Origin of the sequence: Roseovarius sp. D0-M9 (assembly GCF_037083805.1) — a bacterium.
Lineage (GTDB): Bacteria > Pseudomonadota > Alphaproteobacteria > Rhodobacterales > Rhodobacteraceae > Roseovarius.
The window spans coordinates 14,223-30,620 of record NZ_JBAPKZ010000004.1 but is presented as its reverse complement, the minus strand read 5'-3'; the positions used below and the strand labels follow the sequence as shown (position 1 = coordinate 30,620).

The following is a 16,398-nucleotide window of genomic DNA, read 5'->3' as shown; positions in this document are numbered from 1 at the left end:
CATCCCGGCCTGCGGCCTTGACGCTGGGCCGCAATCGCCCGAAACTCGGCCCAAACTTCCTGATCGACGAGGCGCGACATGACTTTCCAAGGCACACACACGCGCGGCGGCAAGGCCGCCACAAGGGCCGCAACCAGCGCGTTGGCGCTGATGATGGGCACCGGCGGTGCGATGGCCGATGTCACCCCGGCCGAGGTCTGGGCCGACTGGCAAAGATACATGGGCAGTTTCGACATGGCCGTGAACGCGGAGGAAACGCAGACGGATGAGGGGCTTGAGCTTTCGGACATCACCCTGACGCAGACATTGCCGGACGATGCGGGCGAGACGGTCATTACCGTGCCCGAGATTGTGATGCGCGACAACGGTGACGGCACCGTCGCCATCGTCTATCCCGCTGAAATGCCGATCAGCATCGCGGGTACGGGCCTTGAGACCTACACGCTGGAGATGCTCTATCGCACGACCGACATGGTCAGCACCGTATCGGGCGACGCCTCCGAGATGACCTATGACTACAGCGCGAGCGGCCTTGGCCTGACCGCGACCGGCCTGGAGGCCGAGGGCGAGACCGTCGATCTGGGTGAAATCCGCTTTGATCTGGAGAACCTCAAGGGGCGCACAGTGATGACGCTGGAGGAAGGGCGCACCGCCAATCAGCAGGTCATGGCTGGCCCCGCAACTTACACCTTCGATGTCAGCGCTCCCGAGGGCGGCGACACGAAGATCGCGGGCCAGTTCGAAACGCTCGAAATGATGGGCAAGCTTGTAATGCCCGAGGGCGTTGACGCCAATGATCTGTCGGCGGCGCTGGCGTCGGGCTTTGCAATAGATGGCGGTTATGTCTTTGGCCCCGGTGGCAGCACGTTCGAGGCGACATCGGGCGGTAACACCACCAGCGGATCGACCTCCAGCGAGGGGGGCAAGCTGACCATGCGGATGGATGAGGAGGGGCTTGCCTATGGCGTCACATCGCAGGGCTTGAAGGTCGAAGCGCTGGTGCCGCCGCTGCCCTTCGCGGTCTCCATGGCGATGGAAGAGACGGAGTTCGACCTGGCCGTTCCACTCACTCAGGCCGAGGAGCCGCAGGACTTTGCGCTGAACCTGCTGCTGGGCGGCCTGACGCTGAGCGATACGGCGTGGTCGATGATCGACGGGCAGAACGTTCTGCCGCGTGATCCGGCCACCGTGGCGCTGGATGTGGACGGCAAGGCCAGCATTCTGGCCGATATCATGGACCCGGCGCAAATGGCCCAAGTCGAGGAGCAGGATGACATCCCGGCGCAACTGGACGCGCTCACGCTGAACAGCCTGTTGGTCAGCCTTGTCGGGGCCGAACTTACCGGCGAGGGCGCGGTGACGTTCGATAACACCGACACCGAAAGCTATGGGGGTCAGCCCAAGCCGGTGGGCGCGGCCTCGTTCACGTTGACGGGGGCGAACACGCTGCTGGACAGGCTTGTCTCGATGGGCATGCTGGGCTCTGAACAGGCGATGATGGCGCGTATGACGCTGGGCATGGCCGCTGTGCCGGGCGACGGCGAGGATGTGCTGAAGTCCGAGATCGAGTTTACCGAGGCGGGCGGCATCATCGCCAACGGTCAGCAACTGAAATAGCGCGCAGGCATCAGCCAGCGCGCGAGCGCCGCATGCGGCGCGAGGGCCGGGGGCACACCCCGGCCCTTTGCATTGGCCCCGGCCCTTTGCATTGGCATGTGCCCTTGTGCAGGGAGCACGACCGGACTACCTGAGGCAGGCATCTGAAAGGCGGTGGTTCGATGACGCACAAACTTGACGATCTGGCTCAGTCCCTGCTGGCCGCTGCGCGCCGCGCGGGTGCCGATAGCGCCGATGCAATGGTCGCCACTGGCGCCTCGCAGGTGATCGACGTGCGCGGCGGCGCGCTTGAACAGGCCGAGCGGTCGGAGGCCACTGACGTCGGCCTGCGCGTGCTGGTCGGGCGGCGGCAGGCGAATGTGTCATCCTCCGACATCCGCCCCGAGACGCTGGATATTCTGGCCGAACGCGCGGTGGCCATGGCCCGCGAGGCGCCCGAAGACCCCCATGCCGGGCTTGCCGATGCCAGCCAGCTGGCCCGCGATTGGGATATGGACGCGCTGCAACTGGCCGACCCCGCGCCCGAGCCCGAACCCGCCGAGCTGCAACGCCGCGCCGCCGAGGCCGAGGCGGCGGCCCTTGCCACGCCGGGCGTGAGCCAGGTGCAGGCATCGACCGCAGGCTATGATCGCCGGCGCGTCTGGCTGGCGGCCAGCAACGGGTTCGAGGCGGGGCACACGCGCACGGATTGGTATGTCTCCTGCGCGGCCATCGCCGGCACTGGCGCAGGGATGGAACGCGATTCGGATGGCGACGCGCGCATCTGGGACGCCGATCTGCGCGCCGCAGCCGACATCGGCGCGCGCGCGGGCCAGCGCGCCGCCGAGCGCATGGGCGCGCGCCGCCCCAAGACGGGCGCCTATCCGGTTCTTTTTGACGAACGGATTTCAACCTCGCTGATCGGCCACCTGCTGAGCGCCGCCAATGGCGCCGCCGTTGCGCGCGGGGCGACATGGCTGCGCGGCAGACTGGGCCAGCAGGTGCTGCCCGAGGCACTCAGCATCATCGAGGATCCGCACCGCCCTCGCGTGGCCGGATCGCGGCTCTATGACGGCGAGGGACTGCCCACCAAGCCCCGCGCGATTGTGGACAAGGGCGTGCTGACGGGCTGGGTGCTGGACCTTGCCAGTGCCCGCCAGTTGGGCCTCCAGTCCACCGCCAATGCCAAGCGCAGCATGTCCGGCCCGCCGCGCCCGGGCACATGGAACATCGCCCTGACCCAAGGTAGCGCCAGCCGCGCGGATCTGATCCGCGACATGGGCACGGGCCTGTTGGTGACGTCGATGATCGGCTCGACGATCAATTCCAATACCGGGGATTACTCGCGCGGGGCCTCGGGCTTCTGGATCGAGAATGGCGAGATCGCCTATCCGGTGAACGAGCTGACCATCGCGGGCAATCTGCACGACATGCTTATGCGCATGACGCCCGCCAATGACGCGCGCACGCATCTGTCGTCGGTCGTCCCATCAGTTCTGGTCGAGGGGATGACCCTTGCCGGCACATGACCTGCCCCTTTTGATCGAGGCAGCCCGCACGGCGGGCGAGGTGGCGACCGGCTATGTCGGCGGCTCTGTCAGGCGCTGGGACAAGCCCGAGGACGCGGGCCCTGTCACCGAGGCCGATCTTGCGGTCAACGACATGCTCGAGGCCAAGCTGCGCAGCGCGCGGCCCGCCTACGGTTGGCTCAGCGAAGAGAGCACGCATGACCCCCTGCGCGCTGCCGCGCCGCGCACCTTCATCATCGACCCCATAGATGGCACGCGCAGCTTTATCGAGGGCAACAGCGCATGGGCGCATGCGCTGGCCGTGGTTGATGAGGGGGTGGTGACGGCGGCGGTCGTCTATCTGCCGATGCTCGACCTCATGTATGCCGCCGCCTTGGGCGAGGGCGCGACGCTGAACGGCGCGCCCATTCGGGCAAGCCTTGCGGACCGGGCCGAGGGCGCGACCCTCCTGGCCGCGCGCCCCATGCTTGAGGCGCGGCATTGGCGCGGCGCCGTTCCGGCCTTCAAGCGCGAGCATCGCCCCTCGCTGGCCTATCGCCTCAGCCTCGTGGCAGAGGGCCGTTTTGACGCGATGCTGACCCTGCGCAAGACGTGGGAGTGGGATGTGGCCGCAGGCGATCTGATCCTGCGCGAGGCGGGCGCGCTGGCGACCGACCGGCGCGGCAAGGCGCTGCGCTTCAACAATGCGGTGCCGCAGGTGGATGGTATGGTGGCAGCAGGCCCGCGCCTGCATGGCGAGATCGTCGGCGCGCTGGCCTAAAGCGGTTCCAGATCCATGACGAACCGCACCACCTTTTCCCGAGGCATCTCGCAGGGCTTCAGCCGCGCGCCCGAGGTCAGGCGGTAAAGGTTCAGGCTGATGTAATCTGGCCCGCAGCACTCTTCGGCCACCAGCTTTTGCGCCGCCCCGCTTACGAAATCCTGGCGCGTCACGACGTAGCGCCGCCCATGCGCCGCGCCGACAAAGACCCCCAGAGGCAGCGCATCGAAGGCCGCCAGAAACACCTTCACTTGGCGCCGATCCGCGGCTCCGTGCCCGCGCGCAGCCGCGCGATGTTGCTGCGGTGCCGCCAGAGGATCAGCGCGGCCACCACCACGCCAAGGACGATCATCGACCCGTATCCCAGAAGCAGCATCCAGACCGGTGCGCTGAGCGCCGCAACCAGCGCCGCGAGCGACGAGATGCGCGCAAGTGCCGCCGTGGCAAGCCATGCCGCGCAGCACAAGAGGCCAACAGGCCAAGCCAGCGCCAGCATCAGGCCGAGGAATGTCGCCACCCCCTTGCCGCCGCGAAAGCCCAGCCAGACGGGAAAACAGTGGCCAAGAAAGGCCGCCAGCCCTGCCAGTTGCGCCGCGTCCTCGCCCGCGATCGCGCGCGCCAACAGCACCGCCACAGCGCCCTTCAGCCCGTCCAGCACCAGCGTCGCTGCTGCTGCCTTTTTTGATCCGGTGCGCAGCACGTTCGTCGCGCCGATATTGCCCGATCCGATCTCGCGCAGGTTGCCCAGCCCGAGAACGCGCGCCAGGATCATGCCCGAGGGGATAGAGCCCAGCAGATAGCCGATCAGCGCCCACACAAGCAGAAGGGCGGCGGAGGTCTCGATCACTGGCATTTATTCGGCCTCATAGACGCGCGCCCCGGCGACATAGGTGGCCAGCACCCGGCCCTGCATACGCGCCCCGTCAAAGGGTGTGTTCTTGGATTTCGAGTTCAGTTTGAAACGGTCGAGCACGAAGGGCTTGTGCGCGTCAAACAGCACCAGATCGGCAGGCGCGCCCACGGCGAGGCGCCCCGATGCGAGGCCCAGCCGCTTGGCCGGGTTGAGCGCCAGTGCGCGAAAAAGCGTCGGCAGATCCAGATCGCCCGAATGATAAAGGCGCAGCGCCGCCGGCAAGAGTGTCTCGAGCGCGACGGCGCCACTGGCCGCCTCCTCGAAGGGCAGGCGCTTGCTCTCTTCGTCCTGGGGCGTGTGCATCGAGCTGATCGTGTCGATGAGCCCGCTGCGCACCGCCTCGATGATCGCCTGCCGGTCCTCTTCGCTGCGCAGCGGCGGCTTGACCTTGAAAAACGTGCGATAGCCCGAGACGTCCAGTTCGTTGAGCGTGAGATGGTGGATGGATGTCCCGGCAGTGATGTCGAGCCCGTTGCGCTTGGCCCGGCTCAACGCGGGCAGCGCGCGGGCCGTCGTGATCTGGTCGGCGTGATAGCGCGCGCCGGTCATCTCCAGCAGGGCGATGTCGCGATCAAGGCCCATCCGCTCGGCCATGGGCGTGACGGCGGGCAGGCCGTAGAGCGACGCGAACTTGCCCGAGGTGGCCGCAGCGCCCGCCGACAGACCCGGCTCTTGCGGATGGGCGATGATCAGGGCGCCGCAGGCGCGCGCATAGGTCATCGCGCGGGCAAACACCTTGGTGCTTTGCACGACATGGTCGCAATCGGTGAAGGCGACTGCGCCCGCATCCATCAAGAAGCCGATCTCGGTCATCTCGCGGCCCTCGCGCCCCTTGGTCAGGGCCGCCATTGGCAGGACGTTCACGGGTGCTGCCTCATTGGCGCGGCGGCGGGTGAATTCCAGCACCTCGGGGCTGTCGATCGCGGGCAGCGTGTCGGGGCGCGTGGCCATGGTGGTCACGCCCCCGGCGGCGGCGGCCAGACCGGCAGAGCGGAACGATTCCTTGTGCCGTTCGCCCGGCTCGCAGACCTTCACGCCGATATCGACGATGCCGGGGGCGAGGAATTTGCCCCCGGCATTGACGACGCGGCCCGCGCGCGGCGCATCCTCTGCCACGGCGCCTTGCATATCATCCGGCGTGACGCGGCTGATCCGCCCCGCCTCGATCAGGATGCTGCCGCGCGTGACGGTGCCTGCCTCGGGGTCGATCATCTGCGCGTTGGTGATGAGGGTGCTGTCCGTGGCCGTCATGCGGCGATCCAGACCATGACGATGACCAGAAGGGCCAGCACAAGCAGCACCACGGTGGCCACGCGGCCCGACATGGCGGCATCTGACGGGGCCTTGCGCGCGGGTTCCTCGGCCTCTGGCTCGGCTTCGGGCGTGCGGGCGGAGGCATCGGGCAGGGCGCCGAAGGTGATCGGATCATCCGCCTCCTGAAAGGTGCCGATCAGGCTGAGCGGCGCGCGGGGCGTCAGCGTTTGCGCCGTGCCCTGAAACGCGCGCGAGGTGACGACCATCAGGGTGCCCTTCTGCGCCATCAGCCGCGCGCGCATCGGCTCCAGCTGATCCTCCGGGATGGCGTGCCCGTCGGCCAGATAGCCGGGCAGGCCGACGCTGGCCAGATCGGACGCATCGAACACCTCGACATGATCTGCATCCAGCGCCTCGGCCCCCAGTGCCTCGCGCAGGGGCCAACGGCCATTGCGCGCGGTAAAGGCCGCGATCTGATCTGCGGGGATATCGACCGCAAAGACGCGCACGACGCCCGTCTCGGTCGCCTTGATTTCGATCTTGTCACTCATGCCGCCGTCCCTTTCGTGCCATCGTCCTTCCAAGATCACCGGTCATCTCAGGCCATCACCGTTTTCGGCGCGCGTCTGTCGCGCAGGTTGCGGGCCAGAAGGTCCATTGCCGCCATGCGCACGGCAACGCCCATCTCGACCTGCTGCTGGATCACACTTCGGCGGATATCGTCGGCCAACTCGCCGTCGATCTCGACGCCCCGGTTCATCGGTCCGGGATGCATGACGATTGCATCGGGCGCGGCATGGGCCAGCTTTTCGGCGTCGAGGCCGTAGCGGTGGTAATACTCGCGCTCGGACGGGATGAAGCCGCCATCCATGCGCTCGCGCTGAAGCCGCAACATCATCACCACATCGACGTCCTTGAGACCGGCCTCCATGTCATCAAAGACCTCGACACCGAACTCGCCGATACCGGCAGGCATCAGGGTCGGCGGGCCGATCAGGCGGATGCGGTTTTCCATCTTGCCCAGAAGGATGATGTTGCTGCGTGCGACGCGGCTGTGGGCGATATCGCCGCAGATGGCGATGTTCAGCCGGTGCAGCCGCCCCTTGGCGCGCCGGATCGTCAGCGCATCGAGCAGGGCCTGCGTCGGATGCTCGTGCCGCCCGTCGCCCGCGTTCAGAACCGCGCAATTGACCTTTTGCGCCAGCAGATCGACGGCGCCCGAATGGGGGTGACGCACGACCAGAAGATCGGGGTGCATCGCGTTCAGCGTCATCGCCGTGTCGATCAGCGTCTCGCCCTTCTTGATCGAGCTGGCCTGCATCGCCATCGACATGACATCCGCGCCAAGGCGCTTGCCCGCCAGCTCGAAGCTGGCCTGCGTGCGCGTGGAATTCTCGAAGAACATGTTGATCTGGGTCAGACCGGCGAGCGCATCGCCATGCTTGGCCCCGCTGCGGCCCTGCTCCGCATAGATATCGGCGAGGTCGAGGACCGTGCGGATATCATGGGGGGCCAAAGGCTCGATCCCCAGAAGGTGGGTGTGGTCGAAGGTCACCGGCATCTCCCGCTTGGCACTGGCCCGCTTTATCGCATGGGCGCGGGCGGCGTTCAATCGGCAAGCCGGGGCGCATGGAGCTGTGGCGGGATTTGAGTATTTGAAGAACAATGAAAGTATGAGTCGCGCGCGCACTCGGCGCTTTCGCCTGCGTGGCCGGGGGAGTAGCCTTGGCGCATGGATTCGGCATTGGATTTTCATGCGCTGCGGGCGCTTTTGCAATGGCAGGTGGAGCTGGGCGTGGACGAGGCGATCGGCGACGTGCCGGTCGACCGCTATGACGTGCCTGCGGCGCCGGAAGCGGCTGCGCCATCGCCTGCATCGGTGTCTGCCGCACCGGTGCCCGGCGCCGCGCCGGCTAGGGCCGTCGATCAAGGCGCGGATGCGGTGGATGCAGCGCGCAGGGTGGCGGGCGCGGCGCAGGATCTGGACGCCCTACGCGCGGCGCTGGCGGCCTATGAGCACTGCGATCTGAAGCGCGGCGCGCGCAATCTGGTCTTTGCCGATGGGGTGGCGGGCGCGCGTGTCATGATCATCGGCGAGGCACCCGGACGCGATGAGGACCGCGAGGGGCGGCCCTTCGTGGGGCGCGCGGGCCAGATGCTGGACCGGATGCTGGGCGCCATCGGGCTGAGCCGCGCAGAAAGCGTCTATATCACCAATGTGCTGCCCTGGCGCCCGCCGCAGAACGCCGACCCCAAGCCCGACGAGATCGACATGATGCGTCCTTTCGTGCAGCGCCATGTGGAGCTTGCGGGCCCCGAAATCGTCATCGTGATGGGCAATATCAGCTGCCAGGCCGTGCTGGGCGCGCGCGGGATCACCAAGTTGCGTGGCGCATGGCATGAGGCGTGGGGCAAGCCCGTGCTGCCGATGTTTCATCCGGCCTACCTCTTGCGCACATCTGCGGCCAAGCGGGCGGCCTGGGCCGATCTTTTGATGGTGCAGGCACGGTTGCGGGACGGGGCGGAATGATCGACCCATGGCTCCTTCTGGCCTTTCTGCCCGCCGCTCTGGCGCTGAATCTGACGCCGGGCGCGGACATGATTTTCTGCCTGGGACAGGGGCTGCGGGCGGGCCCGGTGCCCGCGATGGCGGCAAGTGCCGGAATTGCGCTGGGGTCGCTGATCCATGCGGCACTGGCGGCGCTGGGCGTCAGCGCGCTGGTGGCCGCGGCACCATGGCTTTTCGATGTGATCCGCTGGGTCGGGGTCGGCTATCTGCTCTGGCTTGCGCTGGGTGCGCTGCGCCAGGGCCGCATGCAGGCGAAGGGCCGGCCCATGAGCGCGCCCCGCGCGTTTCGCGAGGGGCTGATCGTAAACCTGAGCAACCCCAAGGTGATCCTCTTTGTGCTCGCCTTCCTGCCGCAATTCGCCGACCCGGCGCGCGCGCTACTTCCCCAGTTTCTGGTGATGGGGTGCATCATGGGGATCGGCGGGCTTTTCATCAACGGCGCGGTCGGTGTCTTTGCCGGGGGACTGGGTCGGCGCATGGCCGGATCGCCGCGGTTTGCGCGCGGGCTGGGCCTTGCCACGGCTGCGATATTCACCGCGCTTGCCGCGCGCCTTGCCATCCTTGAAAGGGTCTGAGCCATGAGCCGCATCGACGAGAGCCGCGCCTTTATCCCCGTGCGCATTGCCGTTCTGACGGTCAGCGATACGCGGGCCGAGGCGGATGACCGCTCGGGCGACACGCTGGTCCAGAGGCTGGAGGCGGCGGGGCATGTTCTGGCCGCTCGCAGCATTGTGAAGGACGAGCGGGAGGCCATAGCGGCGCAGCTGCGCGCCTGGTGCGAGGATGCGGGTGTGGATGCCGTCATCTCGACCGGGGGGACGGGCCTGACCGGGCGCGATGTGACCGTCGAGGCGCACCGCGATGTCTATGAAAAGGAAATCGACGCCTTCGGCACCGTTTTTACCCATGTCAGCATGGCCAAGATCGGCACCAGCGCCGTGCAGAGCCGCGCGACGGCAGGTGTTGCCATGGGCACCTATCTCTTTGCGCTGCCGGGCAGTCCGGGGGCGTGCCGCGATGCCTGGGACGAGATTCTGGCCCTGCAACTCGACTATCGGCACCTGCCTTGCAACTTTGTAGAGATCATGCCGAGGCTGGACGAGCATCACCGCCGCAAGTAGGGCGTTTGGTATTCACGTGGCATGCCTTATATTTAGAGTGCCCTGATGTTCAGAGTGCTTGCCCACATGCGAGGATGGCCCCGCCATGCATTTTCTGCGCCGCAGCCTGACCGGCCTGATCCTGATGTCGCTGACATTGGGCCTTCTGGCCTATGCTGGTTATATCCTCAGCACATCGGTGCAGGCCCGGATGGAGCGTACGCCGGGGCCGGGCGCGCGGGACGAGCGTGAGTTTGCCGTCAACGTGGTGGTCGCCGCGCCTCAGACCATTGCCCCGACACTGACTGCCTATGGCGAGGTGCAGAGCCGCCGCGCGCTGGAGCTGCGCGCCAAGGCATCCGGCACCGTGATCGAACTGAATGACGCCTTCGAGGAGGGCGGGCAGGTCGAGGCCGGGCAGGTCTTGCTGCGGATTGATCCGGCCGACATGCGCTCGGCCCGCGACCGGGCCGAGTCCGATCTGATGGATGCGCGTGCTTCGGCGCGCGAGGCAGGTCGCGCATTGGATTTGGCGCAGGACGAATTGAGCGCCGCGCGCGATCAGGCCGAGTTGCAGGAGCGCGCCTTGCAGCGCCAGCGCGACCTTGAGGATCGAGGCGTCGGCACCGCCGCCACCGTCGAGACGGCAGAGCTGGCCGCCGCCGCCGCGCGGGGCGCGGTGCTGACGCGCAGGCAGGCCGCCCTTGGGGCCGAGGCGCGCGTCGATCAGGCCGCGACCGCGACCGCCCGCGCCGAGATTGCGCTGGCCGAGGCCGAAAGGCGGTTGGCCGACACCGTGATCACGGCCGAATTTTCCGGCGCGCTGGCCGATGTGGCCGTCGATGAAGGCGCGATTGTCTCCAATGGTGAGCAATTGGGCACGCTCATCGACCGCAATGCGCTCGAGGTGGCGTTTCGCGTCTCGACCTCGCAATTTGCGCGGCTGCTTGATGCGCAGGGCCAGCTTCGCCGCGCGCCGGTGACGGCCGTTCTGGAAGCGTCGGGCGCGCGGCTGAGCGCGCCGGGCACGATCACCCGCGCCAGCGCCGCCGTGGGCGAAGGGCAGACCGGGCGGCGCGTCTTTGCGCGGCTCGAGACGGCGGGCGGGCTGAAGCCCGGCGATTTCGTCACAGTCGAGGTCGCCGAGCCCGCGCTGGAGCGCGTGGTGCGCCTGCCCGCCAGCGCGCTGGGCGCGGACGGCGCTGTGCTGGCGCTGGGCGAGGATGGCCGGTTGCAGCCGGTGGCCGTGACGCTCTTGCGCCGGCAGGGCGATGATGTGTTGGTCCGCGCGGAGGCGGGCGCGCCCGCACTGACGGGGCGCCAGATCGTCATGCAGCGCTCGCCGCTGCTTGGCGCCGGGATCAAGGCCCGCGCGCTGGGCGCCGGGGCGGCCACTGGGGCAGATGTGGATGTCAAGGCGCAGGACGAGACCTCTGAGATGATGAACCTGTCCGATGAGCGCCGCGCGCGTCTCATCGCCTATGTGGAGGGCAGCCGCGACATGCCGGACGCCATGCGCACGCGCCTTCTGGATCAATTGGCGCAGGCCCGCGTGCCCGCCAGTGTGGTCGAGCAGATCGAAACGCGGATGGGCGGCTAGGGGATGGCGGGCAAGATCGGCGCAGGTCCGGGGGGCATTCTCAGCTGGTTCACGCGCCACCCGACGGCTGCCAACCTGCTTTTGGTGGTCATGGTCGTGCTGGGCCTTGCCGCCGTGCCCAACATGCGCGCGCAGTTCTTTCCCGATGTCGTGATCCAGAGCGTCACCGTCTCGGTCGAATGGGACGGCGCGGGGGCGGGCGATATCGACGCCGCCATCGTTCAGGTGCTCGAGCCTGATCTTTTGGCCGTGGAGGGCGTCGAGAGCACAAGTGGCTCGTCGCGCGAGAATTTTGGCACCATCGCGATCGAATTTCAGCCCGGCTGGGATATGTCGCGCGCCGCGACCGATGTGCAGGCCGCCGTCGATGCGGTGACGACCCTGCCTGAGGCCGCGGAGGAGCCTGAGGTGCGGCGCGGCAGCTGGTCCGACCGGGTGACCGATGTGGTCATCACCGGCCCGATCAGCTCCGATCAACTGGCGCTTTATGCGGATGATCTGGTGACCCGCCTCTTTGCCGAAGGCGTCACCCGCACCACACTGCGCGGCGTGGCCGCGCCGCAGATTCTGGTCGAGGTGCCAAGCGTCCAGTTGATGGAGCATGACATCACCCTGACCGAGATCGCGTCGGCCATCGGCGCCGAGGTGGATGCAAACCCCGCAGGCGACGTTGAGGGCGCCGACACCCGCGTGCGCACTGGCAGCGAAAAGCGCGACCCGGAGCAGATCGCCGCCATCACCCTGCGCGGCGGCATCGGCGACACGCGCCTTACCGTGGGCGATGTGGCCGAGATCACGATGCTGGGTGCAGCGCGCGATCGCGCCTATTTCGTGGGTGACAACCCGGCCATATCGTTGCGTGTCGACCGCTCAGAAGGGGGCGATGCGCTGGCCATTCAGGAAACCGTGGCCGAGGTCGCGGCCGAGATGGTGAGGGGCCTGCCGGAGGGCGTCAGCGTCGATCTGATCCGCACGCGGTCCGAACAGATTTCGGGCCGCCTCAGCACGCTGCTGGACAATGCAGCCACGGGCCTGATGCTGGTCGTGGCGCTGCTGTTCCTGTTTCTCAATGCGCGCACGGCCTTCTGGGTGGCGGCGGGGATTCCCGTCGCGCTTCTGGCCGCTGTCGCGCTGATGTTCGCGGCTGGGATCACGATCAACATGATCTCGCTTTTTGCGCTTATCATCACGCTCGGGATCGTGGTGGATGATGCCATCGTGGTGGGCGAGCATGCGGATGCGCGCGCCCGCGGGATGGGCGAATCGCCCGTCGTTGCCGCCGAGAACGCGGCGCGCCGCATGGCGATGCCGGTCTTTTGCGCGACCGCGACGACGATCATCGCCTTTGGCGGGCTTATCACCATCGCGGGCCGGTTCGGTGATCTGATTGCCGACATCCCCTTTACCGTGATCGTCGTGCTGATCGCGTCGCTGGCCGAATGTTTCCTGATCCTGCCGCACCACATGAGCCACGCGCTGAGTGCTTCGAAACGCCGGCATTGGTATGACGCGCCGTCGCGCGTGGTCAATCGCGGCTTTGAATGGGCGCGCGAGCGGGTGTTTCGCCCTGCCATGGCCGGTGTGATCTGGGCGCGGTACCCGGTTTTGGCGGGGGTGATCCTGATCCTAGCCAGTCAGGCCGCACTCTTTGTGCGCGGCGATGTGACCTGGCGCTTTTTCAACGCGCCCGAGCAGGGCAGCGTCACGGGCAATTTCGCCATGGCACCCAGTGCGACGCGCGCCGACTCGCTGGAGATGCTGCGCGAGATGCAGCGCGCCACGCAGGAACTGGCCGATGAGTATGAGGCTGAATATGGCCTCAGCCCGCTGGACTATGTGATCGCGGAAATCGGCGGCAATGCCGGGCGCGGCCTGTCGGGCGCTGGCAATAAGGAGCCCGACCAGCTTGGCGGTATCTCGATCGAGTTGATCGAGTCGGACCTGCGCCCCTACAGCAGCTTTGCCTTCGCCGCCGACCTGCAAGAGCGGATCGTGCCGCACCCGCTGGCCGAAACGGTCAGCTTCCGGGGCTCGCGCAGCGGGCCGGGCGGCGACGCACTGGACGTGCAATTCTCGGGTGCCGAGGCGGCGACGCTCAAGGCCGCCTCGCAGAGTTTGAAAGAGGCGCTATCGGCCTTTCCCGAGGTCAGCGGCGTCGAGGACGATCTGGCCTATGACAAGCAGGAACTGGTGCTGGATCTGACACCGCAGGGCGCGGCGCTTGGCTTTGGCATCGACGATCTAGGGCGCGAGCTGCGCGCGCGGCTGAACGGGATCGAGGCCGCGACATTCCCCGTCGGGCCGCGCAGCGCCGACATCAGGGTGGAGTTGCCCGAAGGCACGCTGACTGCCGATTTTCTGGAAGAGACGCAGCTGCGCACTCCCGGCGGCGCCTACGTTCCGCTGGCCGAGATCGTCACCGCCGAGACGCGCGACGGGTTTTCGACCGTGCGGCGCGAGAACGGCGTGCGCCTGATCAGCGTGACGGGCGACATCTCGGAAGAGGACCCGGCCCGTGCCACCGAGATTCAGGAGCTGTTGCAAAGCGATATCCTGCCGCGCATTGCCGCCGAATTGCAGGTCGACTGGCAGATGTCGGGCCTTGCCGAGCAGGAAAGCGATTTTCTGAACGATGCGCTCTTGGGCCTGATGCTGACGCTGATCGGGATTTACCTTGTGCTGTCGCTGGTCTTTGGCAGTTGGACGCGGCCCATGGTGGTGATGGCGATCATCCCCTTCGGCCTGGTCGGCACGATCTATGGCCACCATGCGTGGGACGTGCCGCTGAGCATGTTCACCGTTGTCGGCCTTTTGGGGATGACCGGCATCATCATCAACGACTCGATCGTTCTGGTCACCACGATTGACGAGCATGCGCGCACGCGCGGTCTGATCCCGTCGATCATTGACGGTGCCGCCGACCGGCTGCGTCCCGTGATGCTGACAACGCTGACGACGGTTCTGGGCCTGACGCCCCTGCTGTTCGAGCGTAGCCAGCAGGCGCAATTCCTGAAGCCGACGGTGATCACGCTGGTCTATGGCCTCGGCTTTGGCATGATCCTTGTGCTGCTCGTCGTGCCTGCGCTGATCGCTGTGCAGCACGACGTGGCGCGCCAGATGGCGGCGCTGCGCCGGGGCATGCGCTTTCGCACGGGGCGGGTGCGGGGCGCGATGCTGGGCGGGGCGGCTTTGCTGGTGCTCTGGTTCGCGGCGACGATGGGCTGGGCGATCTGGTCGGGCAGCCTGCCGGGCGCTATCGCGCAGGTAATGCCAGCGGCCATGACGGGTGTGCCGGGCGCGCTGGTGGCCTTCTCGCTGGGGGCGATGGTGATGGTCTTGGCGCTTTATGCGATACTGGCGATCGGGCAGGCGGCGCGGCGCGGGCGTGTCTGAAGGGTCACGCACCCCTGATATTGGGGACTGCGCTCTGCCAGCGGCTGTGATGCGGGGTCTTGGCTGCGCGTTTCAGGGCGCGGGGCAGCCCTTGATATCAATCGCGCGGCTCTCTCCGATAAGGGTCAGGCGCAGGTTCGAGCGGTCCACCGCAAAGGGCCGCCCCTCGACATGGGCCAGCCGCGTCTCCGCGACGAATGTGTTTCCCTGCCGGGTGCTGCGCGGCTGCGCGATCCAGATACTGGGGTCACTGGCTTCGATCACCATCGTCTCAAGGCCGCCGACGGGTGGTACCGTCACCTCGGCGCGCAACGCCAGACCGCCTTTCTGACCGGGCGAAATGGTGCAGGCGACACGGCCCACGCCCGCCTCATCCGCGGTCAGCGGACGGTCGGCAAGCGCGGCGATGATGCGCGAATCGCGCGGCGCGTCTGCCTTCGGAAGATCGGCAGCAAGGTCGAGCGTCAGAGGGATGCAGACATCGCGGCAGACGCCGATTTCGACAGTACCGGTCAGGCCGACGTCCCCGCTTGCCTTCGGCAGCACATGCAGCGGAAAAATCACGGTATCATGATAGCCTATGGCCATCATGCCGCCCTGGTCGATACGCATGGGCGTCGGCCATTCGACCTCGACACCCGCAAGATTGCGCGACGCGCGCCAGTCAAAGCGCGGCGGGATGCCGATATCGCCAGGCGCGCGCCAGTAGGTCTTCCATCCGGGGGCGAGGCGCAGCTCGAACGCGGCCATATGCGTGCCGTCGGCCATGCGCCAACCGGGCAGCACCTTGGCCGAGGTGACCGCTTGCATCGCATCGGCGGCGGCAGGCAGTGGCGCGAGGCAAAGAACGGCGGCACAAAGGGCGGAGAGGATTTTTTTCATCCCCTCTCTTTGCGCGATGTCGCGGGCAAAGCCAATTCACAATCGGGTCACCGTCTGCGCCCGCCTGGCCCCTTGTAAACGCGGGGGCGAGCCGCCATTGTCGAGTACATGACGACTGCCAAGGATACCGCCCTTTTGACTGGCCCCGCACTTGCGGGCATGGACCTGACGGGCCGCATCCTGATCGCGATGCCCGGCATGGCCGATCCGCGGTTCGATCAATCGGTGATCTTTGTCTGCGCCCACTCCGACGAGGGGGCCATGGGGCTTGTCCTGAACAAGGTGGCCGATGACCTCAGGTTGGCGGACCTTCTGGAACAGCTGGACATCGAGGCGGCGCCCAACGCGCGGCGCCTTCCCATCCATTACGGCGGGCCCGTCGAATCGGGGCGTGGGTTCGTGCTCCATGATGGCGGCTATGCGTCGTCCATCTCGACGCTGGAGGTGACAGACGATTTTTCCATGACCGCGACGCTGGATATTCTGGAGGATATGGCGTCGGGCGAGGGGCCGGACAATGCGCTGATTGCGCTGGGCTATGCCGGATGGGGTCCGGGTCAGCTGGAGGGCGAGATTGCCGAGAACGCCTGGCTGATCTGCGATGCCAGTGCCAAGCTGATCTTCGGCACGATGTCGGAGGGCAAATGGGCCGCTGCGCTTGCCACGCTCGGGATCAGCCCGGTGGCGCTGTCGGCAGACTTCGGCACGGCCTGAGAGCCGAGACGCGCTCCGCGCGGGAGTATTTTCAGAACAATGAAAGGTGCCAGTCCATGGTGCGGGCGCTGGACTGCGCACGCGGCAC

15 protein-coding genes are annotated in these 16,398 nt (G+C 67.1%); 9 read left to right on the top strand and 6 right to left on the bottom strand.

Annotated features, from left to right (window positions below):
• Positions 1 to 78: 78 nt before the first annotated feature.
• The 3 genes from V8352_RS04245 (at position 79) to V8352_RS04235 (ending at position 3,885) form a co-directional block, all read left to right on the top strand.
• Entirely contained in the window at positions 79 to 1,617 is a 1,539-nt protein-coding gene (locus tag V8352_RS04245; protein WP_336423021.1) for a DUF2125 domain-containing protein, read from the top strand.
• Positions 1,618 to 1,778: 161 nt separating this feature from the next.
• Positions 1,779 to 3,125: a TldD/PmbA family protein gene (locus V8352_RS04240; RefSeq protein WP_336423020.1), complete on the top strand. Its 1,347-nt coding sequence runs from the start codon at positions 1,779 to 1,781 to the stop codon at positions 3,123 to 3,125.
• On the top strand, positions 3,112 to 3,885 hold the full coding sequence (locus V8352_RS04235; RefSeq protein ID WP_336423019.1) for a 3'(2'),5'-bisphosphate nucleotidase CysQ: 774 nt from the start codon (positions 3,112 to 3,114) through the stop codon (positions 3,883 to 3,885). Before V8352_RS04240 ends, V8352_RS04235 begins: the two co-directional genes overlap by 14 nt.
• Here V8352_RS04235 and V8352_RS04230 read toward each other — a convergent pair.
• Genes V8352_RS04230 through V8352_RS04210 form a run of 5 tightly spaced genes read right to left on the bottom strand, consistent with a single transcriptional unit; the run spans position 3,882 to position 7,607 of the window.
• The gene (locus V8352_RS04230; RefSeq protein WP_442970954.1) at positions 3,882 to 4,136 is read right to left on the bottom strand and encodes a hypothetical protein; all 255 of its coding nucleotides are present in this window, start codon (positions 4,134 to 4,136) and stop codon (positions 3,882 to 3,884) included. The two genes, V8352_RS04235 and V8352_RS04230, sit on opposite strands and share 4 nt — an antisense overlap.
• Entirely contained in the window at positions 4,133 to 4,738 is a 606-nt protein-coding gene (gene plsY, locus V8352_RS04225; RefSeq protein WP_336423018.1) for a glycerol-3-phosphate 1-O-acyltransferase PlsY, read from the bottom strand. Before plsY ends, V8352_RS04230 begins: the two co-directional genes overlap by 4 nt.
• Positions 4,739 to 6,049, bottom strand: coding sequence for a dihydroorotase (gene pyrC / locus V8352_RS04220; protein ID WP_336423017.1), 1,311 nt, complete (start codon positions 6,047 to 6,049; stop codon positions 4,739 to 4,741).
• Positions 6,046 to 6,603, bottom strand: a complete 558-nt coding sequence (locus V8352_RS04215) for a hypothetical protein (protein ID WP_336423016.1) — start codon at positions 6,601 to 6,603, stop codon at positions 6,046 to 6,048. Before V8352_RS04215 ends, pyrC begins: the two co-directional genes overlap by 4 nt.
• Positions 6,604 to 6,650: 47 nt before the next feature.
• The gene (locus V8352_RS04210) at positions 6,651 to 7,607 is read right to left on the bottom strand and encodes an aspartate carbamoyltransferase catalytic subunit (protein ID WP_336423162.1); all 957 of its coding nucleotides are present in this window, start codon (positions 7,605 to 7,607) and stop codon (positions 6,651 to 6,653) included.
• Between the two features lie 177 nt (positions 7,608 to 7,784).
• Here V8352_RS04210 and V8352_RS04205 point away from each other — a divergent pair, with 177 nt between their 5' ends.
• The 5 genes from V8352_RS04205 (at position 7,785) to V8352_RS04185 (ending at position 14,714) form a co-directional block, all read left to right on the top strand.
• Positions 7,785 to 8,582: a uracil-DNA glycosylase gene (locus V8352_RS04205; protein WP_336423015.1), complete on the top strand. Its 798-nt coding sequence runs from the start codon at positions 7,785 to 7,787 to the stop codon at positions 8,580 to 8,582.
• Entirely contained in the window at positions 8,579 to 9,196 is a 618-nt protein-coding gene (locus V8352_RS04200) for a LysE family translocator (protein ID WP_336423014.1), read from the top strand. Before V8352_RS04205 ends, V8352_RS04200 begins: the two co-directional genes overlap by 4 nt.
• Positions 9,197 to 9,199: 3 nt before the next feature.
• Complete coding sequence (gene moaB / locus V8352_RS04195; protein WP_336423013.1) at positions 9,200 to 9,742, top strand: molybdenum cofactor biosynthesis protein B; 543 nt, start codon at positions 9,200 to 9,202, stop codon at positions 9,740 to 9,742.
• An 85-nt stretch (positions 9,743 to 9,827) separates the two neighbouring features.
• A complete protein-coding gene (locus V8352_RS04190) occupies positions 9,828 to 11,321 on the top strand; it encodes an efflux RND transporter periplasmic adaptor subunit (RefSeq protein WP_336423012.1) in 1,494 nt (497 codons plus the stop codon).
• A gap of 3 nt (positions 11,322 to 11,324) precedes the next feature.
• The gene (locus tag V8352_RS04185; RefSeq protein WP_336423011.1) at positions 11,325 to 14,714 is read left to right on the top strand and encodes an efflux RND transporter permease subunit; all 3,390 of its coding nucleotides are present in this window, start codon (positions 11,325 to 11,327) and stop codon (positions 14,712 to 14,714) included.
• Between the two features lie 72 nt (positions 14,715 to 14,786).
• Here V8352_RS04185 and V8352_RS04180 read toward each other — a convergent pair whose 3' ends face one another.
• Positions 14,787 to 15,596: a protein-disulfide reductase DsbD domain-containing protein gene (locus V8352_RS04180; protein ID WP_336423010.1), complete on the bottom strand. Its 810-nt coding sequence runs from the start codon at positions 15,594 to 15,596 to the stop codon at positions 14,787 to 14,789.
• 108 nt (positions 15,597 to 15,704) lie between these two features.
• Between V8352_RS04180 and V8352_RS04175 the strand changes: the two genes are divergently transcribed.
• Positions 15,705 to 16,310 (top strand): YqgE/AlgH family protein, encoded by a 606-nt coding sequence (locus V8352_RS04175; RefSeq protein WP_336423009.1) that lies wholly within the window; start codon positions 15,705 to 15,707, stop codon positions 16,308 to 16,310.
• The last annotated feature ends 88 nt before the right edge of the window (positions 16,311 to 16,398 follow it).